Genomic DNA, 21,127 nt, shown 5'->3' with positions numbered 1-21,127 from the left:
ATCATCGAGTCGAACCATAAAAACAATCAGAGGTACTCTTCATGCTGCTTCAAGGTAAAGTTGCCATCATCACTGGCGCTGCATCGGAACGAGGGATCGGTCGCGCCACGGCCATCACCTTCGCTAAACATGGCGCCAAAGTGGTAATCGTGGATCTAGATGAATCCTCGGCACGTGATGCTGCTGAAACTCTGGGTGAAGGCCATCTAGGGCTGGGAGCCAACGTCGCTGATGAAGCGCAAGTGAAATCCGCGGTGACTAGAGTTCTTGAACACTTCGGGCGTATCGACGTTCTGGTCAATAACGCGGGGATCACGCAGCCTATCAAGACACTGGATATTCGCCCCTCTGATTACGATAAGGTGCTAGACGTCAGCTTGCGTGGCACCCTCCTCATGTCGCAAGCGGTAATCCCGACTATGCGAGCCCAATCCACAGGCAGCATTGTGTGTATGTCGTCTGTTTCCGCCCAGCGTGGGGGCGGCATCTTTGGCGGCCCACACTACAGTGCTGCCAAAGCCGGCGTGTTAGGCCTGGGTAAGGCCATGGCCCGGGAGTTTGGCCCTGACCAGATTCGCGTCAACTCCATCACTCCCGGCCTGATACACACCGACATCACAGGTGGCCTTATGCAAGACGAGCGTCGACACGCAATCATCGATGGCATCCCGCTCGGCCGCCTGGGTGCAGCCCAAGACGTGGCCAACGCTGCACTGTTCCTTGCCAGCGACCTTTCCTCCTACCTCACCGGTATAACCCTGGACGTGAATGGCGGGATGCTCATTCATTGAGTTGAAGTACGTGGGTTGTCGACGGCCCGCCCTGTTCTGAATCGATGACCCACCCGGCATTACCGCTGGGTGGTCTATAAAAACAAGAGATCAGACTGTCATGATTACTACAATGCCACTCGACGCGGCCTCGACCGTGCGTTCAAATGCTTACCGCAAAACGGCCTGGCGACTCATGCCATTCCTGATGCTGTGCTACTTATGCGCGTATCTGGATCGGGTGAATGTCGGCTTTGCCAAGCTGCAGATGATGAGCGACCTTTCGCTGAGCGAAACCGTTTACGGTTTGGGCGCGGGTATGTTCTTCATCGGTTACTTCCTCTGTGAGGTACCCAGCAATCTGATCCTGCACAAAGTCGGCGCGCGGCGCTGGATTGCCAGAATCATGATTTCCTGGGGCATCATCTCTGCCCTCTTCGCTTTCGTCGAGACCGCTTGGCAGTTCTATGCACTGCGTTTTCTGCTGGGGATCGCCGAAGCAGGCCTGGCCCCCGGTCTGCTGCTGTACCTGACTTATTGGTTCCCCTCCTACCGGCGCGCCAAAATGACCGTGCTCTGGTTTGTAGCTATCCCGTTGTCGGGCATGATTGGCGGCCCGCTGTCAGGCTGGATCATGAATCAGTTCGCGGGGGTACACGGCTGGGCAGGTTGGCAATGGATGTTCGTGCTGGAGGCAATCCCTACGGTAATCGTCGGGCTGTTGGTACTGAGCTACCTCAAAGACGGCGTGCATCAGGCCAACTGGTTAACCGATGAAGAAAAAGCGCTCATCAACAAAGAATTGGCTGAAGACAACAGCCATAAGGTCACTCATGGATCGCCACGCGAGTTCATCCGTGACAGCCGCCTATGGCTACTCGCATCCATCTACTTCTGCGTCGTCATGGGCCAGTACGCAATCACCTTCTGGTTACCAACCCTCATCCGCAATGCCGGGGTTTCCGACCCACTGCACATCGGCTTGCTGACCAGCCTGCCCTACATGTGCGCCATCGCCGCCATGTTGCTTATGGGGCGCAGCGGCGACAAGCATCGCGAACGTCGCTGGCACCTGATCGTGCCGATGCTCGCTGGGGCCGTCAGCCTGACGCTTGCGGCGATGCTTGGCGGTAACCTGCTGCTGTCAGTGCTGAGCCTTTGCGTGGCCGCCGCCGGCGTGCTTTCGGCTTCGTCACTGTTCTGGATGCTACCAACCACTCTGCTTGGCGGGGTCTCTGCGGCGGCAGGCATCGCCGGCATCAACAGTTTTGCCAACCTCGCGGGCTTCTGTTCGCCCTACTTGATCGGCTGGATTACTGCCACGACCGGTTCGAGCGCCATCGGCATGTATCTGATCACCGGCGTGCTGTGCATCGGCGCGTGCCTGGTGCTGCGTATTCCTGCCGCTTCGGTCAATCGTTAACTATTTGGAGTTATCACCATGGCTGTCAATGCCTCAAACACCGGGCTCTCGGCTCTGACCGAGCGCGCCTTCAACATTCGCCGCCATGCTCTGCGCATGGGCCAAGTGCAAGGCCAAGGTTACGTCGGCCAAGCACTGGGAGCTGCCGATCTGCTGGCAGTGTCGTACTTTCACGCACTGCGATACCAGCCACAAAACCCTGAATGGGAAGAGCGCGACCGCTTTTATCTGTCGATCGGTCACTACGCCATTGCCCTGTATGCAGCGCTGATCGAGGCCCAGGTCATCCCCCTCGACGAACTGGAAACCTACGGTTCAGATGACAGCCGCTTGCCGATGTCAGGCATGGCGGCCTACACGCCAGGTATGGAAATCACCGGTGGCTCCCTCGGCCACGGACTAGGCATTGCCGTTGGTGCTTGCCTGGGTCTGAAACGCAAAAAATCCGATTCGTTTGTCTACAACCTGTTGTCCGACGGCGAGCTGAACGAGGGTTCGACCTGGGAAGCTGCAATGTCGGCCTCGCACTGGAAGCTCGATAATTTGATCGCGATCATCGACGTCAATAACCAGCAGGCCGATGGGCATTCGAGTGAAGTCTTGACCTTCGAACCCATCGTCGACCGCTGGCAAGCGTTTGGATGGTTCACCCAACGTGTGGATGGCAATGACATCGGGGCATTGGTCACCGCCTTCGATGCAGCACGCAGCCACCAAGGCCCACAGCCTCGGGTCATTATCTGCGATACCAAAATGGGTAAAGGCGTCGACTTTCTTGAAAGCCGCGAAAAGACGCATTTCATCCGTGTCGATGAAAATGAATGGGATCTGGCACTGAAAAACCTGAAGGTCGGGAGAACCGTATGAGCCGCGTAAACACTAACGAGAACGGTAAGAAACGACTGACGACATCGGCGATGATTGCCTCTATCGCCGCCGAAGGTCAGGCAACCCGCTCTGCGCCATTCGGTCATGCGCTGGCTGCGCTTGCGGATCAGCGCTCGGATATCGTCGGTCTTTCTGCTGACTTGTCGAAGTACACCGACCTTCATATTTTCGCCAAGGCCCACCCAGATCGCTTCTATCAGATGGGTATGGCTGAACAATTGCTCATGAGCGCTGCTGCCGGTATGGCGCGTGAAGGCTGCGTGCCATTTGCAACGACTTACGCTGTTTTCGCTTCACGGCGGGCCTATGACTTTATCTGCATGGCGATCGCCGAAGAAAACCTCAACGTGAAAATCGTATGTGGGTTGCCTGGCCTTACCACCGGATATGGGCCAAGCCACCAAGCGACCGACGACCTGGCGATCTTCCGCGCCATGCCAAACCTGATGATTGTCGACCCCTGCGATGCCTTGGAAATCGAACAAGCGGTGCCAGCCATTGCCGAACACCAGGGCCCTGTGTACATGCGTCTGCTGCGTGGCAACGTGCCGCTGGTGCTCGACGAGTACGGCTACAAGTTCGAGATAGGCAAGGCCAAGACGCTGCGCACTGGCAAAGACGTGCTGATTATCTCAACCGGTTTGATGACCATGCGCTCGCTGGAAGCGGCAGCACAGTTGCAAAAGGACGGGATTGACGTGGCCGTGCTGCATGTACCGACGATCAAGCCTTTGGATGAACAAGCAATTCTCAGCGAGGCTCGTAAATCCGGGCGTTTGGTGGTGACCGCCGAGAATCACTCGATCATCGGCGGCCTTGGCGAAGCGGTCGCAGGTTTGCTGCTGCGCAACGGTGTGTCACCCACCTTCCGTCAAATTGCACTGCCGGATGCGTTCCTCGATGCCGGAGCACTGCCAACGTTGCATGATCGGTACGGCATCTCTACACAGGCGGTTAGCGCTCAGATTAAAAGTTGGATGTGACACCAGGGAGGGCGGCCACGCCCTCCTTTGCTTTTCATGACAAAAAGCCTGACAACGAGACGTTTAATATCAGCATGAGTGGCTTCATAAACGGTGAAGCCTTGACATGCAATCAAATGCCACCCGAGAGAATAACGCTACGAAAATTGGCAGACTCAGCAGAACCACCAGTGTTTACGTAGTCCATATTCACCCCAAATAATAATTAGCGACCATCATGCGCGGCTAGAAAAACCATCAGACATCCCTAAAGGCACTTTATGCACGCAACATCAGCAACTGAATAGGACAAATCGCATTATTCTATGGTCAAAATGCCCAGATAAGAGAATTTTTCCCGCGCCCCCTGAAATCAAAATGTGCTGACTCATTATAGGATGAAAACATCCGCTCAATGGCGACCTTTTGTGTCATTTCATAAAGCTCACGCTGCAGACGAAAATTTCATAAGCAACAGCCACCGATAATCATAGTGGCAGCAATAATTCTGATGGTACCAGGGGGCTCGCCGAGAAATGCAATGCCTACTGCAAACGCACCAATTGCACAAATCTAAGTCCAGATAGTGTAAGCGGCACCCAAGGGAAAACTGTTAATCGAATATGAAAGCAGAATAAAGCTGACGACACCAGTAATGACAGTTACTACTGACGCTCCGAACTCATTGAAGCCTTCGGACTGCTTCATCGAAAAGGCCCATATAACCTGAAGAATTCCCGCAACAAGCCTGAACCAAGCCATCGACGGCTCCATTAAGAAGCCGGGTCGTCCCGGCAAGATTAAACCAAATTCAAGGGGTCGTCCCCTGGGCAACAGAACTCTGAAGCTAACTCAAGCTTCGATGAGCTCACTAGTAATTACAGCGCCCGGCATCATTTTCGACAAGCCGGTGATAAGATCATCTGCTGCTGCATTCAGTGCCTCAATTGGCATTTCTGGCAAACTTTCGAGAATGAACCACATCTGCTTCGCCTCGGCATCCAGACGGGTTCGGACACCTTGACGCCAGTTCCAACGACGGCAGGTGACACCCCGATCATCGCGCCAAATGACCTCACCAGCATCAGGTGTTTCATTCGCAGGCTCGCCACTTTTCATCGTGTCAAACTCTTCACTGCCATCAGCGAAGGTCAACCGGGGCATGCCAACGTAGGCGGCAAAATTCTCGCCACCCACTGGAATGGCATATTGAATGCTGATGGCATTGTAAAGGTCGACCACCGGATCAATTGTTGGAAGCTTCCCATCTTTTTTGACCCGCTTCAGGAGCGCCTCGGCAGAGCACGGGGTACGCTGCGGCTTCACACCAAACTTACGGAACGCATCACCCCATGCAGCGAGGTGAGTATCAGCCCAATGTGCAGTGCCTGCCTCAACAACCTGATACGCACGCTCCATCGCTTCAGCGGCTGCACCAGGATTGACGATAGGAGCCGCTTCTACGACGACGCTGACGGCTCGAAAACCTGGAGTGAGCTCGGCAATCCTTGGGTCAATTGACGGATGTACAGAAAGCATCAGAGAATCTCCTAAACTGACCAATTTAGAGCATTTTACTGACCGATGACCAAAAAAGTCAATATAACGACCGCCCCAGAAATCCACCTCCAACAGGTCAGCGAGGCAGTGGCCAAGCGGCTTAGGGAGGTACGCAAGCAGCAGAAAATCTCTCTTGATGAGCTTGCCCGTCGCTCTGGCGTCAGCAAGGGAATGGTAGTGGAGATTGAAAACTGCAAAGCGAACCCGAGTATCGGCATCTTGTGCAAGATCTCAGCAGCCCTTGGGTTGTCCGTCGCTGACGTCGTGAATGTGGCGCCCCCCCCCACGGCCCGTCTAATTGAGGCGCAGGAAATTCCGACGCTCTGGAATGGGCCTGAGGGTGGCACAGCCCGCTTACTCGCAGGCACAAGCGGGCCTAACATGATTGAGCTGTGGAAGTGGGAAATCAAACCTGGTGAAGCTTTCGAGTCCAGCGGCCATCCCAAGGGCACCTTCGAGCTGTTTCATGTTGAACAAGGTACGTTGACCCTGCAGATCAACGAAACAACGATCATCATTGAGCAGGGGTGTTCAGCAGTTGCGAAAACAGATGTCCCCCATCGGTACATCAACGATGGAAAAAAGGCCGTCATTTTCGCCATGACCGTAGCCGAGCTTCATCAGTAACTTTTTAAGTAAAAAAAACCTCCCGGGTAGGCAGGCAAAGAGGGTTACCTACGAAGATCAGTGATTCGGGAGATTGCATGAACTCTCCCGAATGAATTTCAGCCACTTAAGGTCTCATCCAGGGCCGCCGAAATGTCCTTGATCAGGTCGTCAGCATCTTCGAGACCAATCGAAAGACGCAGGTGACCATATTCAAGGAACCCTTCGGGATAGTGCTCTAATCAGCCAGGCATTGAATGGGGAAATGACAGCACCCAGGTCAACCAAGGCGTCATGCTTGATCTTGCCGATCAATTCCTTGCTGTCAATCACAACACCGTCAATGGCGTCACCATGACAATTGATGTACTTGGTCAGGGAGTGAACGACCAGATCAGCCTCTTTGCTCAACGCGTAGAAGAACGGAGGCGGGGTGAAGGTTGCGTGAACCGACAGCAGAGCACCATGCGCTTTGGCAATATCTGCCAAGCTTTCGATATTAGCGACCTTGGTGGTCGGGTTCCCGATGGACTCGGTGTGGATTAGCTTGGTGTTAGGCTTCATCGCCTTATTCGCCGCGTCCAAATTACCCATGTTGACGAAGGTCGCTTGAATGCCATAGCGCTCAGGAAGCAGCTCTGCGAACAGACGCCAAAGCAGGCATTCTGGGCATGCTCCGCGTTCCTACGGGCCCCAAGCGCAGATATTTCAGCTTACAGGCAACTGCTGCAGAAGCTGGCGAGGCGACGAGTCTGAGACCTTTTGAAGGTCTTCATCACATACTATGATATGTGTTTCGAGACAGCAGCCTCTGACCTTGGCATGATGGCAATCGATTGTCTCTCCTACACCCGTAGGCGGCGATTCGATGGAAAGCATTTTAGCTACGACATCGCCAGGCGAGAGGCGGAATGTCATGAGTTCCCCGAAGGTGTGTTCCAGCTACTGAAGTTGCATGGATAGGTCAGCTGGAGCAGAGAGGGAAAGGGTATCAAGGAGGACTCGGGCCTTCAGAATACTGCTCCGCATCGAAAGCTACAAAAGATTTTTTTTGTTATGGCTTAGAGCCAGTGCCCTGCAGGTCGGTGGGTACCTGAGCATTTTTAGATTACCGACTTTTATCTCAACAATGCCCTCCAGTGGCGGATCCTTTGAGATTCAGTGTAATGCCGAACGGCTACCATGACTGAGTACCGCAGGTGGTGAAAGCGACCATTACGGGATGGGTCTCCAATGCCAATTGAATGCCCCAAACCAACGTCCGGGAGACTGTTCCACTCGCCCGCGTCCAAAACGCTTAAACAGCCACCAAATCAGTTCAGCAACCCAGGGAAGGACTAACAATGAGAGGCTGAAGCTTCGGTGGTCAGTCATGGCCGCCGCCGGATCGATGGCTGAGAAACCCAGCCAAAAAGCATCCAAATCTGGCAAGGCGCCCAACGCGGCACCTGCCCGCAGAGCGGCGCGCCGATGATCCGATGATCACTGCGACCAGTATCAGGCTGCAGAAAGTCAGACTAGAATCTGCGAGTATATGATTTACCTCGCTCATATCTGCCGCGTAGACACGAAGCAAGGCGGCTGAGATAGCGGCACTTGGAAACGTGAATGCCCACCAACTCTTGCTGAATCCATCAGAAATTAGCGCTGGGGATAGGCTCAGCACGACAACTACGAAACACAATGAAGTCCATGTTAGGTATGCAACCATATCCGCACCTGGATGAAGCGAATCGAATGCTATTGCCAAAACCGCTGGAGCAGAAACGAGTATAGCGACGGAAGGTTTGGGCTGGGGCTTGTGCCCATCTCGCACGAAGATCGATTTGTATATCAGCAAAGGCAGAAAGATGGCCCACGTGACCAATGCAGTAACCAACAATACTTGACACACGGCACCATATCCGAAGCTAACCCCGGTGAAGCTTGGAGATGCATTGCCCACCAGAGGTATGAGCCAGGTGGGGCTTAAGTCTGAAATACCAATTTTCCCTACAAACCATGATCGAAAAATGCCAGTAAAAGCAATAACCTGCCCTACGCATCCACACCACCAAAGCGCATGACTGATGGCATGATGGTAGGGCAAAACAGCGGCAGAAATCAGCCCGAATGAAATGGTAGCGGCACAAAAAAAATTGCGCCGATCAACATCCCTCCACTCTGACTTCAAGCTCTGCCAAAACAAACCGGCCCTGAGAATCTGAACTACCATCAGCACCACAAATACACCACTCGCGACAGCGATCAGAAGCTCCCCAACTAAAGCTGATGCGCCTATTGAATGCGCAGCTGCTCGCCAGGCCAAACCAGTTCCCGCCCCCCCCATTACGACTGTGAAAAAGTCAAATCCAACATCATTAATCTTGATACCCATGGGGATACCCCTTTGGTCAAACACTACCCAAGAATGGCGGGATACTTGTGCTAACGAAGCAATAAAAAGAGAGGCGGCCGTCATCCACACGGTCACCCCTTAACACGCCAAACAACAGCGCACGGATCAGACTTTACTCATCAAAAACTCACTTCGAGACCGGCATCGTGAACTCGGCACCCTTCTCAATGCTTTCTGGCCAACGTTGCATAATCGATTTTTGCTTGGTGTAGAAGCGAACACCTTCAGTCCCGTAGGCATGGGTGTCACCGAAGAGGCTCTTCTTCCAACCGCCAAACCCGTGCCACGCCATCGGAACCGGGATCGGAACGTTGATCCCAACCATGCCAACTTGCACAAGACGACCGAACTCACGAGCGACGTTGCCGTCACGAGTGAAGCAGCTAACACCGTTACCGAATTCGTGCTCGTTGATCAGCTTCAGCGCAGTCGCAAAGTCAGGAACACGCACGCAAGCGAGCACAGGGCCAAAGATTTCTTCGCGGTAAATGCTCATGTCTGGAGTGACGTGGTCAAAGAGTGTCGCCCCCATCCAGAAGCCATCACGCAGCTCGGCTTCTTGAGGAACGAAGTCGCGTCCGTCAACCAGCAACTGAGCACCTGCATCGACACCTTGCTGGATGTAGCCATTAATGCGCTGCAATGCAGCTTGGCTTACGATTGGCCCCATCTCAGCCTTGAGATCGCGCCCGTCAGTAATCCGAAGCTCGCGTGCTCGCTCTGCAACCGCTGTAACGACCTTGTCTGCTACATCCCCTACCAGAACGGCGACAGAGATAGCCATGCAGCGCTCGCCGGCACTGCCGTATGCTGAGCCGATCAGCGCATCTACCGTACGGTCGATATCAGCGTCCGGCATCACAACCATATGGTTTTTCGCGCCACCAAGACCTTGCACACGCTTGCCATTGCGAGCGCCCGACTCATAAATGTACTGAGCAATCGGAGTAGAACCCACGAAGCTGACTGCTTTGACATCAGGGTGTTCGATCAGTGCATCTACAGACTCTTTGTCGCCCTGGACGACGTTGAATACACCCTTTGGCAGACCAGCTTCACGCAGCAAATCAGCCATGAACAAAGAAGCGCTTGGATCCGTAGGGCTAGGTTTCAGGATGAAGGTGTTACCTGCAGCGATCGCAATCGGATACATCCACATCGGAACCATCACAGGGAAGTTGAATGGCGTCACGCCCGCGACCACGCCGAGTGGTTGACGCAACGTCCAGTTATCCATGCCACGGGACACTTGATCCGTGTGATCACCTTTCAGCAGATTCGGGATCCCACATGCGAATTCAAGGATATCGATGCCGCGATCAACCTCTCCCTGAGCATCGGTAAAGACCTTGCCATGCTCGGCAGTAATGATGTGTGCCAACTCGTCCTTTCGTTCTTGCAGCAGTTGCAGGTAGCGAAAGAGCACGCGTGCTCGGCGAATCGGAGGGGTGTCGCTCCAGCCGGCGAACGCCGCCTGAGCCGCAGCGACCGCTTCATTCACTGTCGCAACGTTTGCCAGAGCAACCTTACCTGTCACCACACCGGTCGCCGGGTTGTACACATCCTGGTAGCGGTCATTTCGAGACACGCGCTCATCGTTGATGTAGTGCTCAATCGTGTTTTGCATCGCCTAACCCTCCGCTAGAAAGATCTTCTACTGCCACCTGAGATCGGGCGGTCAGCAATGGAGCCACGATAGCGCTTGATTTTGTTCAAAACGAGAGCAAAATTGGAAACTCATTGTCCTTTATGGCGAACAATTCGCATGGAAAAATTCGAGATTGAAGCCCTCTGGTCGCACATTCACTGGTTATCGGTGCTGGAAGAGCAAGGTACCTACACGGCTGCTGCCGCGCGTCTGGGTGTCAGCAAATCAGCTGTAAGCCAGCGCATTGCTGATCTCGAAAAAGCCGCAGGAACCCAGCTGGTCATCAGGACGACCAGAAGTGTCAGACTAACGGAAGCCGGAACAGCCCTAACGCGGGATGTCAGAAGCGCCTACAGCCAGATCGCACACAGCTTCGCCTCGGTCAAGGAGTCGGTCGGATCCATCAGAGGGTTGATTCGTGTCACCGCTCCAGTCGCATTCGCACGGCAACAGTTGGTGCCTAATCTGTCCTCATTCGTCGAACGCTATCCCGAAGTTCGTATCCAGTTAGACGTCAGTGATGCGTTAAGCTCTATTGCCTCTGAAGGCTATGATCTGGCTGTGAGACATAGCTTCCAGGTTCCCGAAACACATGTCGCGTGGAAGCTCTGCGATACATTCTCAGTTCTGGTTGCATCCGAGCGGTATCTTGCCCGCCACGGACACCCTGCCCACCCGACTGAGCTGTCCAAACACAACTGCTTATACTATCCTCGCTCGGATCATCCTGCCTGGACGTTTGAGCGCAAAATAAAAGATGAAAGCGACACGGAGCGTTTGACTGTACCGATATCCGGGAATTTTGCGACCAATAACAGTGAGTCGTTAAGAGATGCTGCTTTGAATAATCTGGGGATTGCACTGTTGCCAGATTTCAGTGCGACATCCGCCATCAAACGGGGCGACCTCGTTCCGCTACTGTCGGACTGGACACTCAAAGGCGTGTTTGCTAATGAGATTCATCTTATCCGACCTTACTCCCCTTTGGTACCTCGCTCAATAACTGCGCTCGTCAATCATCTACGAAACGCTCTCTCAGGGGGGTTCAGCTAATTATCTCAAGAAAGAATCGCCCGAAAAGGTACTTACACTTTCGAGGCGAAGTCTTTAGGTAAACTTATTTACTATTTACTTTATCGAGGAAATTACTGGTCAGCGTAGCAATTTCTTCAGTTTTCTCATCAAGCGCGAAATGCCCAGCGTCCAGCACATGGATCTCCGCATCTGGCTGATCACGCTTGTAAGCCGTTCCACCGGGAGTGATGAATGACGGATCATAACGCCCCCACATTACCAACGTTGGCAGGCGCCGCTCTCTCATCCATGCTTGCCAGCGCGGGTAGGATGCAACGTTAGTTCTGTAATCATAGAGCAAGGCAGCTTGAACCTCTCTCTGCCCTGGTCGAGATATGGCCACAAATTCGTCCTCCCAAGCATCAGGATTGTAACGCTCAGGATTAGGGCTATCCCCAAGATGCCGCTTCTTAGTGCCATCGTAGCCTACGAAAGCATCAATTTGCTCTTGGTGGCCTTTGGGATCCTCCCAGTATTTAGCGATGTTTGCCCACTTTGCACCAAGCCCCTCCGGGTAGGCGTTGGCATTTTGCACAATTATCGCTTGAACCTGATCAGGTTTGGTGAGTGCCATTCGGAAGCCCACAGGGCCGCCATAATCTTGCATGAAAAGTGTATAGCGGGTCAGGTTAAGATCATCTAGTAACGCAAGGGTCGTTTTAGCTAGATTGTCAAATGTGTAGTGATAATCCTTGGGTGAAGGTCTATCACTCTGCCCGAAACCTGGGTAGTCAGGTGCAATCACGTGATACCTGCCCGCCAAGAAGGGAATCAAGGAGTCCCACATGCGCGAGGACGATGGGTACCCGTGAAGCAAGACAACTACTGGCGCATCCCTAGGCCCCGCCTCTCTATAAAACACTCTGACCCCATCGACATTCCGGGTATGGTATGTCGTAGTAGAGCTGTCATATCCGGCAACTGAAACTGTAGATGCCGTAGCTTCTGTAATTACCATTGCACTACCAGCCATAACAGCCAAACTCAGCAAAGCAATCTTTAAACACTTCATACTGACTCCTTCCACCAGTATAGGCAACTACGAAAACTACCAATAGATAAATGCCCCAGGGTTTCAGCTCTACTCAACCCTGAAGAATCAAAAACTTGGAGACTTACCTTCAAAACTCAAACCAGACTTTTGAATCGGCAGAAGGCCCCCATGGGCGGCATCGTCAATATCTGCCGTCTATCCGACCCTGTGCAGGGTGCCCCCTTCCTCCGATAGCTACCATTGGCCCGAAAGCCATGATTCGATAGAATCGGGCCATTTGGAGCTTTTATGAGCCGTAGAGCCTTGAAGGTAGCTGTCATCGCCTTCGACCAGATAAGCCCTTTCCATCTCTCTGTCCCTTGCCTCGTCTTCGCCAAGGAACGACGGGTCAACGACTCTCCTTGGTTTGATTTGAAGGTGTGCGCAGGTGAACCTGGAGAGCTGCAGACCACTGCAGGCTTCGGTATTCACTGTGACCATGGACTTGAGGCTCTCACCGACGCTGACATCGTAATCATGCCCTCCTGGAGAAATACGGCAGAAAAGCCCCCCTACGCGCTACTGGAAGCTCTGAGACGAGTCAGTGACAACGGAGCACTGATTGTTGGGCTATGCCTAGGCGCTTTTGTGATTGCAGCCGCTGGGTTACTAGACGGTCAACGGGCTACGACCCACTGGGCCTGGGCTGATGAGCTTGCCCTTACCTACCCGGAAATCAAGGTTGACCCCAAAGTACTCTATGTGGAGTCGAACAACGTCATGACGTCCGCCGGGGTAGCTGCCGGTATTGATTGCTGCGTACATATCGTGAGCAGGATTTATGGATGGGAGATCGCAAATGCGCTGGCTCGACGCCTTGTCGTCTCCCCACAACGCGAAGGTGGCCAAGCTCAGTTCATTGAGCAGCCAATCGCTAAGAATATGAGTGACGAACGAATGAACCAATTGCTGGAATGGATCAGGGAGAATCTACACGCCCAATTACCAATCGACAAAGTTTCTTCTAAATTATCTATAAGTAGGCGTACATTCACGAGAAATTTCAAATCGCTGACAGGATCTTCATACAATAAATGGATTCTGCAGGAACGATTGAAACTAGCCAAACAATATTTAGAAACCACCAAGCACAGTGTAGAGTTCATCGCAGGACAGTGCGGATTTGGTACAAGCACTTCTCTCCGCCAGCACTTTATGACTCATATAAGTGTTTCTCCCTCCGGTTATCGGAAGGGCTTCCAATCCTCAACCACCTGATACTAAAAACCCTGAGACAACTTGCTGAAAAAAGTGGTCAAATTGAACACAGCTAGAGTCATTATGACTATGTCTTAATGACACGATTACTGCCGCGACCCTCGAAAAGCAGCGACTTAGAGCCTGGCATACCAATTGCATTTCCTAGAGCGGCACTGGGTCTTTGCTTCATAACGACCAAAGACCCTAGCTCAAGGGCTAGCAAGAGGAGGTTCGTTCACCGGTCTAGTCGTCAACTTTGATTCAGTGAACTGCTAGAAACTCAGCCTACCAGTCTGACTCCTTGAGCATTTGGCCTTCGTATTTAAGTCCTTGCATGAGAACGCTTATGAACCAGAAGCCGCTTCTTCACCTTCTCGGCGTGCGCCACCCCATTATCCAGGCGCCAATGATAGGCGTCGCCACCCCAGAGCTCGCAGCAGCAGTAACTAATGCAGGTGGCTTGGGCTCACTCGGCTTGGGAGCTAGCACCCCAGAGCAAGCTAAAGAACTCATTGAACAAACCAGAGCATTAACGGGCGGCCCCCTAAATACAAACCTCTTCTGCCATCAGCCGGCGAAATTTGATAGCGCTCGTAACGATGCATGGATCAAACAGCTCAGCCCCTTCTTTGAAGCTTATGGTGGCCAAGCCCCGACCGACCTCAAAGAAGTGTACCGAAGCTTCCTGACCAACGAAGAGATGTTGGTAACGATCTTGCGCGAACGGCCAGAAGTTGTCAGCTTCCACTTCGGACTCCCGCCCGCAGAATGGCTGCAAGCCCTGAAACAACGTGGGATTGTCACGTTGGCATGCGCAACCAGCGTCGACGAGGCGCATCTCGTGGAAGCCGCCGGGATCGACGCTATCATCGTGCAAGGGATCGAAGCTGGTGGCCACCGTGGAGTATTCGACCATGAAAACGGCGACGATACAGAGCTTGGTCTGTTTGCCTTACTTCGCCTGGTGGCGAGTCAGGTTAAGCTACCCCTGATCGCAGCTGGCGGCATTATGGACGGGGCAGGCATTCGAGCCGCAATGGATCTGGGGGCTTCAGGGGTGCAAATGGGTACAGCCTTCCTCCGCTGCCCAGAATCCTCTACTAGCACGGCTCACAGAGAAGCGCTGCAGAGCAACCGAGCTTATGACACACGGATGACGCGTGGCATCTCTGGCCGGCCTGCTCGTGGGCTTCCAAACAAACTTTTCTTCGAGCACCTGGCAGAAGAATGGGCGATCGCCGGTGAGTTCCCATTGGCTTACGATCTATCCAAGCAACTCCATGCACTCGCTTCAAAATCGGGCTCCACGGATTTCGTCGCACAATGGGCAGGTCAAGGTGCGCCCCTCACACGTGAACTACCTGCGGCTAAGCTGATCGAAACCGTGGTCAATGAGCTTAATAACGCTTAACTTCACCATAGAGACATCACCATGCCAATGCTCAAAGTAGACGTCATCAAAGGAAGATCCAACGAGGAAATCCAGCTGCTACTCGATACGGTACATGGCGCGATGGTGGAGGCCTTTCAGGTGCCCGAGCGTGATCGTTACCAGATTCTGAATGAGCATGAACCATCGCACATGATCATCCAGGATACCGGACTGGGCTTTGAACGAAGCGCGAACGTCGTGGTAATCACTGCGGTGAGTCGACCTCGATCTCAGGAGATGAAGACACGCTTCTATGCCTTGCTGGCCGAACGGTTGAAAGACAAGTGTGGTATCGAGCACAACGACCTGATGGTCTCGATCGTCATCAACGACGATGAGGACTGGAGCTTCGGCTTTGGGCGCGCTCAGTTCCTTACTGGGGAGCTGTAAGGGCCTGGTTCACATCGATACCGCACTGGCTATCAAATTGACTACTCAATAGCGGTGTGCCGACCTATGTGCTTGCGCGTCAGTGATGATCGCTCACGATGCAAGCACATTTCAAAAATGCATCCTTCCAGAACACTTGCTTAGCCTCCTTTGCCATCCAAGTTCCTGCTGATGACTCGCCGGCAACACGGCAGTTGAGCACCTGCCAATGACCTCTCCTCCCATGTCCTCAGCCGGTGGGCTTGAAGCAGCATGCTGTGTACGCATCCTCTCGGTACCACACATCAGACAGGCTTTATTCTCAAAAAAGGATATATTGACTATCCTCAATCTCCACATAAGAATGCAGCCATCGCTTCTTGAGGCCCCATGATGGACAGTTCAACGCTCGAAATTTTCAAAGCAGTCGCGTCGGAGTTGAGCATCACCCGAGCAGCTACGCAGCTGGGCAGGGTGCAGTCCAACGTCACTACCCGTATCCAACAACTTGAAGCGGAGCTCGAAACCGAGCTGTTTCATCGAGAGGCCAAAAAACTGAAGCTTACCGAGCAAGGTAAGCTTTTCCTGGAGTACGCGAATCGGCTACTGGCACTGGCTGGCGAAGCTAAGCAAGCCATGCACCCTGAGAAGCCACAAGGTGTCTTACGGGTCGGCGCAATGGAAAGTACGGCAGCAAGCCGTTTACCTGATCCCCTGGCTGCATTTCATAAAATGCATCCTGACGTCACCATGCTGGTCGAAACGGGGCCCTCCCAAAAACTGATAAATTCGCTAATCGATGGCTTGATCGATTGTGCATTACTCGCAATTCCACACGCCAACTCATCCCCTGAAGAATATTTCAAAGAGCATAAATTAGAAGCAGAACGTGCTTTTGAAGAGCGTTTGAAATTAGTCTTACCCCTTGGATACGACGTCGATGATATTTTTGAAAATGACACCGACTTATCACTCGCAGCATTTCAATATGGCTGTAGCTATCGAAACGCAGTGACGGAATGGATAGCAAGCAAAAGGCCCTGGACTGATAGACCTATAGCAGTCAATGAAGTGGGATCTTATCACCTCATGCTTGCGTGCGTTGCAGCAGGCCAAAGTTATAGCGTCATCCCTGATAGCGTATTAAAAATCAGTGGAAGCACTCACCATGTAAAGACAGCTACTGATTTCCCAAGCACAACCTGGCTTGTTTGGCGCGCTGGTTTCTCAGTCCCATCATTTAACAGCTTCAAAGCGCTCCTCAAAAGCACCTACTCGGAGAATTTCAAATGACTACCCAGCTCTCAGGAGCTCTTGAAAAAAGCGACACAAAGCTTTTCATATCAGCCATCGCCGCCGCACTGGCGATGGCCGTAGGAATGGGCTTTGGTCGATTCGCCTATACCGGTATTTATCCGATTATGGTACATGAAGGCGTCATTACTGTTCATGAGGGCACTCTTGCTGCATCAGCAAACTATGCTGGCTATTTAATTGGAGCGCTTCTTTCCGCACGCCTAGCGGCTCACCTGGCTTCAAAATGGGTAATCGCGTCCATTGTTGCAAGCATTCTCTGCCTCTTCGCGCTCGCGATCACCGACTCACCGTGGGCGATCATCATCATCCGTGGCCTCGCTGGTGTGTTCAGTGCGGTTTCAATGATTTCGGCGTCACTGTGGCTATTGCAACATAAAGGGCATCAAAGCGGTGCGCCCATGCTTTTTGCAGGAGTCGGTATCGGCATACTGTTATCTGCAGAGCTTCTTGCACTGGTTGAGACGTTCAATGCCAGCAGCGCTCAACTGTGGGCGGCTTTAGGCGTGGGAAGTCTTATCCTGGGCGCTATCGCGATTTATACGCTGGATAACCGTTCGGTACACCTAAAGCATGCTCACGGCGCGGATAACGCAAGCCATCATATCCCGCTGGGCGCTTGGTCATTGATTACCTCATATGGCCTGGCAGGATTCGGGTATATCATCACTGCCACCTACCTTCCTATGCTTGTCAAGGATAGCTTAGGCGACATAAACCCTATTCATGTCTGGTCAGTGTTCGGTTTGGGGGCAGCCCCATCCTGCTACCTCTGGCACAAGGCTCATCAACTTTACGGAACCCGGGTCACGCTGCGCACCAACCTCTTGCTGCAAGCTGTTGGTGTTGTATTGCCTGTGGTGACTCCCAATGCTATTGGCTACCTTGCGAGCGCACTGATTGTTGGTGCCACCTTCATGGGCACCGTGACGGTTGTGATGCCAGCGGCCAAACGCATTTCACACACAATTAAATTCAACCTAATTGCGATATTAACGGCGTCTTACGGCGTTGGCCAGATAATCGGCCCCTTGTTGGCCGGCTATCTCTATGCTCAACATCAATCGTTTGCATCATCATTGGTGTCCGCAGCTATAGGGCTCGTGCTTGCCACTGCATGCACCTTCGGCGTTCCGTTCTCAAAGACGAAGGTTTCCTAGCCCTAAATGCGCCCCCGCCTCAGGGAGCGCATCTATTGCATATTATGACGCATACTTTTTTCTTAGCCATTCAGCTCTTCCAGCCAATCGCTGGCACCAATCCTGTGCAAGCCCTGGTGTGACGCTCAACTTTATCAGATCATCCAACTCAGGACGGTGCGCGAGCTGAATCTGCCAAAACCGCTTAATTGAATACTCCTCGGTTTCTCGATTGATTAGCTGTATGACATCTCCGACATAAAACGAACCTTCACGGAGAACGCGGTAATACCAGCCTGTCAAATGCTCATTCACCACGAACATGGACATTTTTTCTTCGCCGAACCGGTGATTGATTTTCCAACAAGGGCTCCTGGGTTGCGAAACCTGTATCAGGCAGCTTCCCACCTGATAGATATCACCAATATATACATTTTTCTCGTTCATCCCTTGGGTAGAAATATTCTCACCCAAGCTACCAGCTACCAGACTATCAGCACTGTTAGGGAATTCAGCGGCAAGCAGACTGTAATTCTCAGTAGCATAATGGTGTACCGCTTTTTCCGGGCCACCATGCACTCGTCTATCGGCCTGCTGATCTCCGACGATTCCGTTCCGTGTTACAAAAGCTGGCCATGATAATTTTTTCTTATAAATACCGGTACTCTGCCCTTCTGGCTGCAGTTCCGTGATACCACCTGCAAATATGTGGTCGATTGTGACATCGCTCATCAGTAAGGCTCCAATCCAACTCGAACTTTTCCACTTTACGCAATGGATATCATAACGTAAAATGATTTCAACAGTTGTTTTCAATCATAATTAAAGATAGGTATTCAGCATGGAGATGCGTCAGCTTAAAATTTTCTGTGCAGTATCCGACTTGGGTAGCTTCACAGCGGCTGCCGAACAGGTGAATACCGTCCAATCCAACGTCACCATGCGAATAAAAGAGCTCGAAGCTGAGTTGGGCCACGAGCTGTTCATTAGAAAAAAAACTGGCGTCACGTTGACTCCTGCTGGCGAAACCTTCCTTAGCTATGCTCAACGCATTCTGCGATTGACGGACGAGAGCCGAACAGCTCTCGTAGACAGCGGGACACCTGCCGGCCCATTGCGTTTAGGTTCAATGGAAACAACAGCAGCTATCCGCCTCCCTCAGGTATTGACGCGTTATCGGGAGCTACATCCAACCGTCAAGTTATCGCTCATGACGGGCACTACAACCGAATTGATCAAGGCTATCGAGACACATAAAATCGATGGTGCCTTCGTAGGAGGCTTCCATCAAAACACGAAGTTAATTCAAGATGAGGTCTTTAACGAAGAGCTCGTTTTGGTCAGCAGCACTCAGTTCGATAATCTTGAAACGCTGATGGCTGAGGTTCCCTCACAAACGGTTCTGGTATTCCGAACCGGATGCTTCTATCGATCGACCCTGGAAAATTGGTTCTACCAGGCCGGTCTAATACCAAATCAAATCATGGAGCTGGGCACACTTGACGGTATCTTGACGTGTGTATCCGCAGGATTAGGTGTGACCCTTCTACCGAAGTCCGTAGCTCAGAATAGCAGTGTGCGTCATGCCGTCCGTTGCCATAGCCTCCCGCCCGAATTTGCTAACGTGTCCACGGTGTTTATACGTCTCGCCGAAAGCCTTCAATCATCGGCCATGAAGGCGTTCTTGGATATTGCACTGGAGCTAGGTTCTCGGGCGTTCTGTACTGAACACCCGCAAACCTCCGGGCGCTGAGACTAGGCTGCCGTCTCAATTCTGGCGATGACCTCCGTTAATTGTGATGGTTCTTCAGGAAGGCCCTGAATCAGCTCGGCCATACGTTGCGCCGCAGGAACAACACTATCGATCTTCCCTACCCCTTGACCGGCGTAAAGCGACAGTTTTTTGGCCAAACGAGGCTTGTCAATCGAACGTGCGCCCCCCCCCATCAGACGAAGCAGGTTCCAGGGATCGCGATTCGGAATTACTCGATGAGGCGTTCCGTATGTCCAGCCAAACGAATAACCCGTACGGTACTCGGTATCGTCAACGGTCGCTTCGACAATCTTCTGTTTATAAAGTGGATGAGCATTGGACTCTTCGGTGGCAACGAAAGCAGTACCAACCAGTACCCCCGATGCGCCCATCGACATCAGAGTCCTCACGTCATGTCTGTTAGTGATGCCACCCGCAGCGAGTACAGGTTTGCCAGCGGCTTCCTTCAGTAACGCGGGCAAAAGACTCAGTAAACTGATCGTCCCACGATTCAAATGACCGCCACTCTCGCTGCCCTGGGCAACGATGATGTCCGCCCCCGCAGCCAACGCTCTACGTGCCAACGCTACAGTGCCAACCTGCACCATCACCAGCATTCCTGCTGCTTTGGCGCGGGGTATCATATCCTTACAGTAGTCTTCCGCATAAAACAGGGACAGTAGACGCGGTCTCTCCTCCAAGATCACCTGGAATTGCGCTTCGAATACATCAGGCCCGCCAAACTGAGGTACCAGGTTGACTCCAAAGGGCTTATCCGTCAGCGAACGAACCTCGTGAATCCAGCGTCGCAGAGTCTTGGGCGCAAGTCGCAACCCACCCATCACTCCCATACCGCCAGCATTGGCAACAGCCGCTACCAACTGTGGGCCTGATATGGCTGCCATTCCCGCCAGAAAGATGGGATAGTCCACGCCGCACATTTGCTCAATAGAGTTCACTGAAGATTCTGAAATATCCATGTTCACAACTCCACTTGTTTGCCCAGCATTCGCTTGAGCGTGTCATTTTTTAGGAGGAAGTGATTCTTGAAAGCACCAAACATATGCAACGCCAAACCAGCCAAGAACGCACTCGACCCTATATTAAAGAGCACATCAACTACGGACTTTAGTGTTGAATTTTTTGAAAACACCATCGGAAGTGTGATTCCGCCTGGTAGAGACACAGGAACCCCTTCAGCAGCACGAGCCCCCCAGACAGCGATCGGCAATAATACGGTAGCCAACACCAATGCAAAAGCAACAGAACGACTAATGATTACCTCGATAGGATTCGGCGTACCGACAGGCAAAGGATGGTAGCTCTTCATACGCGTCCAGAGCCTGTATATAGCTACAACAAATACAATCAGCCCTGTGAGATTTTGAGCTTCTACCAGCCCTATAGAACCAGACTTATCGCTCCCAATCATTACCTCAAAGATAAATAATGCGAGCAAGCCAATTACCGAAACCCAGTGAAGAATTATTGTAATTGGCGAATAACGTAAACCATTATCACGAATCTGCATGACACTCTCCCTTGATCATCACGATTT

At 52.4% G+C, this 21,127-nt stretch carries 22 protein-coding genes; 12 read left to right on the top strand and 10 right to left on the bottom strand.

Annotated elements, in window-relative coordinates; genetic code table 11:
- Window positions 1-41: 41 nt before the first annotated feature.
- The 4 genes from ACVWZT_RS18655 to ACVWZT_RS18640 all read left to right on the top strand — a co-directional run bounded on the left by ACVWZT_RS18655 (window position 42) and on the right by ACVWZT_RS18640 (window position 4,064).
- Window positions 42-791, top strand: a complete 750-nt coding sequence (locus tag ACVWZT_RS18655) for an SDR family NAD(P)-dependent oxidoreductase (protein WP_457470715.1) — start codon at window positions 42-44, stop codon at window positions 789-791.
- Window positions 792-891: 100 nt separating this feature from the next.
- Window positions 892-2,193, top strand: coding sequence for an MFS transporter (locus ACVWZT_RS18650; RefSeq protein ID WP_457470713.1), 1,302 nt, complete (start codon window positions 892-894; stop codon window positions 2,191-2,193).
- An 18-nt stretch (window positions 2,194-2,211) separates the two neighbouring features.
- Window positions 2,212-3,060, top strand: coding sequence for a transketolase (locus ACVWZT_RS18645; protein WP_457470712.1), 849 nt, complete (start codon window positions 2,212-2,214; stop codon window positions 3,058-3,060).
- Window positions 3,057-4,064, top strand: coding sequence for a transketolase family protein (locus ACVWZT_RS18640; RefSeq protein WP_457470710.1), 1,008 nt, complete (start codon window positions 3,057-3,059; stop codon window positions 4,062-4,064). Before ACVWZT_RS18645 ends, ACVWZT_RS18640 begins: the two co-directional genes overlap by 4 nt.
- A gap of 552 nt (window positions 4,065-4,616) precedes the next feature.
- Here the strand turns inward: ACVWZT_RS18640 and ACVWZT_RS18635 are convergent.
- Entirely contained in the window at window positions 4,617-4,751 is a 135-nt protein-coding gene (locus tag ACVWZT_RS18635; protein WP_457472113.1) for an SMR family transporter, read from the bottom strand.
- Window positions 4,752-4,895: 144 nt separating this feature from the next.
- A complete protein-coding gene (locus ACVWZT_RS18630) occupies window positions 4,896-5,582 on the bottom strand; it encodes a B3/B4 domain-containing protein (protein ID WP_457470708.1) in 687 nt (228 codons plus the stop codon).
- Window positions 5,583-5,627: 45 nt separating this feature from the next.
- Here ACVWZT_RS18630 and ACVWZT_RS18625 point away from each other — a divergent pair, with 45 nt between their 5' ends.
- The gene (locus ACVWZT_RS18625; RefSeq protein WP_457470707.1) at window positions 5,628-6,230 is read left to right on the top strand and encodes an XRE family transcriptional regulator; all 603 of its coding nucleotides are present in this window, start codon (window positions 5,628-5,630) and stop codon (window positions 6,228-6,230) included.
- Between the two features lie 192 nt (window positions 6,231-6,422).
- Here the strand turns inward: ACVWZT_RS18625 and ACVWZT_RS18620 are convergent, their stop codons facing one another.
- From ACVWZT_RS18620 to ACVWZT_RS18605, 4 genes are all read right to left on the bottom strand, one after another.
- Entirely contained in the window at window positions 6,423-6,845 is a 423-nt protein-coding gene (locus ACVWZT_RS18620; protein ID WP_457472112.1) for an aminotransferase class I/II-fold pyridoxal phosphate-dependent enzyme, read from the bottom strand.
- Window positions 6,846-7,424: 579 nt separating this feature from the next.
- Window positions 7,425-7,631: a hypothetical protein gene (locus ACVWZT_RS18615; protein WP_457472110.1), complete on the bottom strand. Its 207-nt coding sequence runs from the start codon at window positions 7,629-7,631 to the stop codon at window positions 7,425-7,427.
- Window positions 7,576-8,586: an SLAC1 family transporter gene (locus ACVWZT_RS18610; protein WP_457470706.1), complete on the bottom strand. Its 1,011-nt coding sequence runs from the start codon at window positions 8,584-8,586 to the stop codon at window positions 7,576-7,578. Before ACVWZT_RS18610 ends, ACVWZT_RS18615 begins: the two co-directional genes overlap by 56 nt.
- A 148-nt stretch (window positions 8,587-8,734) precedes the next feature.
- Window positions 8,735-10,234, bottom strand: a complete 1,500-nt coding sequence (locus ACVWZT_RS18605) for a CoA-acylating methylmalonate-semialdehyde dehydrogenase (protein WP_457470705.1) — start codon at window positions 10,232-10,234, stop codon at window positions 8,735-8,737.
- Window positions 10,235-10,372: 138 nt separating this feature from the next.
- On the opposite strand from ACVWZT_RS18605, the gene ACVWZT_RS18600 reads away from it, so the two are divergent.
- Window positions 10,373-11,308, top strand: a complete 936-nt coding sequence (locus ACVWZT_RS18600) for a LysR family transcriptional regulator (protein WP_457470703.1) — start codon at window positions 10,373-10,375, stop codon at window positions 11,306-11,308.
- Window positions 11,309-11,372: 64 nt separating this feature from the next.
- Here the strand turns inward: ACVWZT_RS18600 and ACVWZT_RS18595 are convergent, their stop codons facing one another.
- Window positions 11,373-12,287, bottom strand: a complete 915-nt coding sequence (locus ACVWZT_RS18595; RefSeq protein WP_457472109.1) for an alpha/beta fold hydrolase — start codon at window positions 12,285-12,287, stop codon at window positions 11,373-11,375.
- Between the two features lie 324 nt (window positions 12,288-12,611).
- On the opposite strand from ACVWZT_RS18595, the gene ACVWZT_RS18590 reads away from it, so the two are divergent.
- From ACVWZT_RS18590 to ACVWZT_RS18570, 5 genes are all read left to right on the top strand, one after another.
- Window positions 12,612-13,580 (top strand): GlxA family transcriptional regulator, encoded by a 969-nt coding sequence (locus ACVWZT_RS18590; RefSeq protein WP_457470702.1) that lies wholly within the window; start codon window positions 12,612-12,614, stop codon window positions 13,578-13,580.
- A 328-nt stretch (window positions 13,581-13,908) separates the two neighbouring features.
- On the top strand, window positions 13,909-14,973 hold the full coding sequence (locus ACVWZT_RS18585) for an NAD(P)H-dependent flavin oxidoreductase (protein ID WP_457470700.1): 1,065 nt from the start codon (window positions 13,909-13,911) through the stop codon (window positions 14,971-14,973).
- A gap of 21 nt (window positions 14,974-14,994) precedes the next feature.
- Window positions 14,995-15,384, top strand: a complete 390-nt coding sequence (locus ACVWZT_RS18580; protein ID WP_457470698.1) for a tautomerase family protein — start codon at window positions 14,995-14,997, stop codon at window positions 15,382-15,384.
- Window positions 15,385-15,753: 369 nt separating this feature from the next.
- Window positions 15,754-16,656: a LysR family transcriptional regulator gene (locus ACVWZT_RS18575; protein WP_457470696.1), complete on the top strand. Its 903-nt coding sequence runs from the start codon at window positions 15,754-15,756 to the stop codon at window positions 16,654-16,656.
- Window positions 16,653-17,837, top strand: a complete 1,185-nt coding sequence (locus tag ACVWZT_RS18570) for a YbfB/YjiJ family MFS transporter (RefSeq protein WP_457470694.1) — start codon at window positions 16,653-16,655, stop codon at window positions 17,835-17,837. The genes ACVWZT_RS18575 and ACVWZT_RS18570 overlap by 4 nt, the downstream gene beginning before the upstream one ends.
- A 42-nt stretch (window positions 17,838-17,879) precedes the next feature.
- On the opposite strand, the gene ACVWZT_RS18565 is transcribed toward ACVWZT_RS18570, so the two are convergent.
- Entirely contained in the window at window positions 17,880-18,548 is a 669-nt protein-coding gene (locus ACVWZT_RS18565) for an MOSC domain-containing protein (RefSeq protein WP_457470690.1), read from the bottom strand.
- A gap of 109 nt (window positions 18,549-18,657) precedes the next feature.
- Between ACVWZT_RS18565 and ACVWZT_RS18560 the strand changes: the two genes are divergently transcribed.
- The gene (locus ACVWZT_RS18560; protein ID WP_457470689.1) at window positions 18,658-19,569 is read left to right on the top strand and encodes a LysR family transcriptional regulator; all 912 of its coding nucleotides are present in this window, start codon (window positions 18,658-18,660) and stop codon (window positions 19,567-19,569) included.
- A gap of 2 nt (window positions 19,570-19,571) precedes the next feature.
- Here the strand turns inward: ACVWZT_RS18560 and ACVWZT_RS18555 are convergent, their stop codons facing one another.
- Window positions 19,572-20,549 (bottom strand): NAD(P)H-dependent flavin oxidoreductase, encoded by a 978-nt coding sequence (locus ACVWZT_RS18555; RefSeq protein WP_457470687.1) that lies wholly within the window; start codon window positions 20,547-20,549, stop codon window positions 19,572-19,574.
- Window positions 20,550-20,551: 2 nt separating this feature from the next.
- Entirely contained in the window at window positions 20,552-21,100 is a 549-nt protein-coding gene (locus tag ACVWZT_RS18550; protein ID WP_457470685.1) for a cytochrome b, read from the bottom strand.
- Window positions 21,101-21,127 lie beyond the last annotated feature (27 nt).

It is taken from the genome of Pseudomonas sp. TE21394, assembly GCF_054057835.1.
Note: the sequence above shows the minus strand (reverse complement) of the source record. Positions and strands in the feature narration are given on the sequence as shown.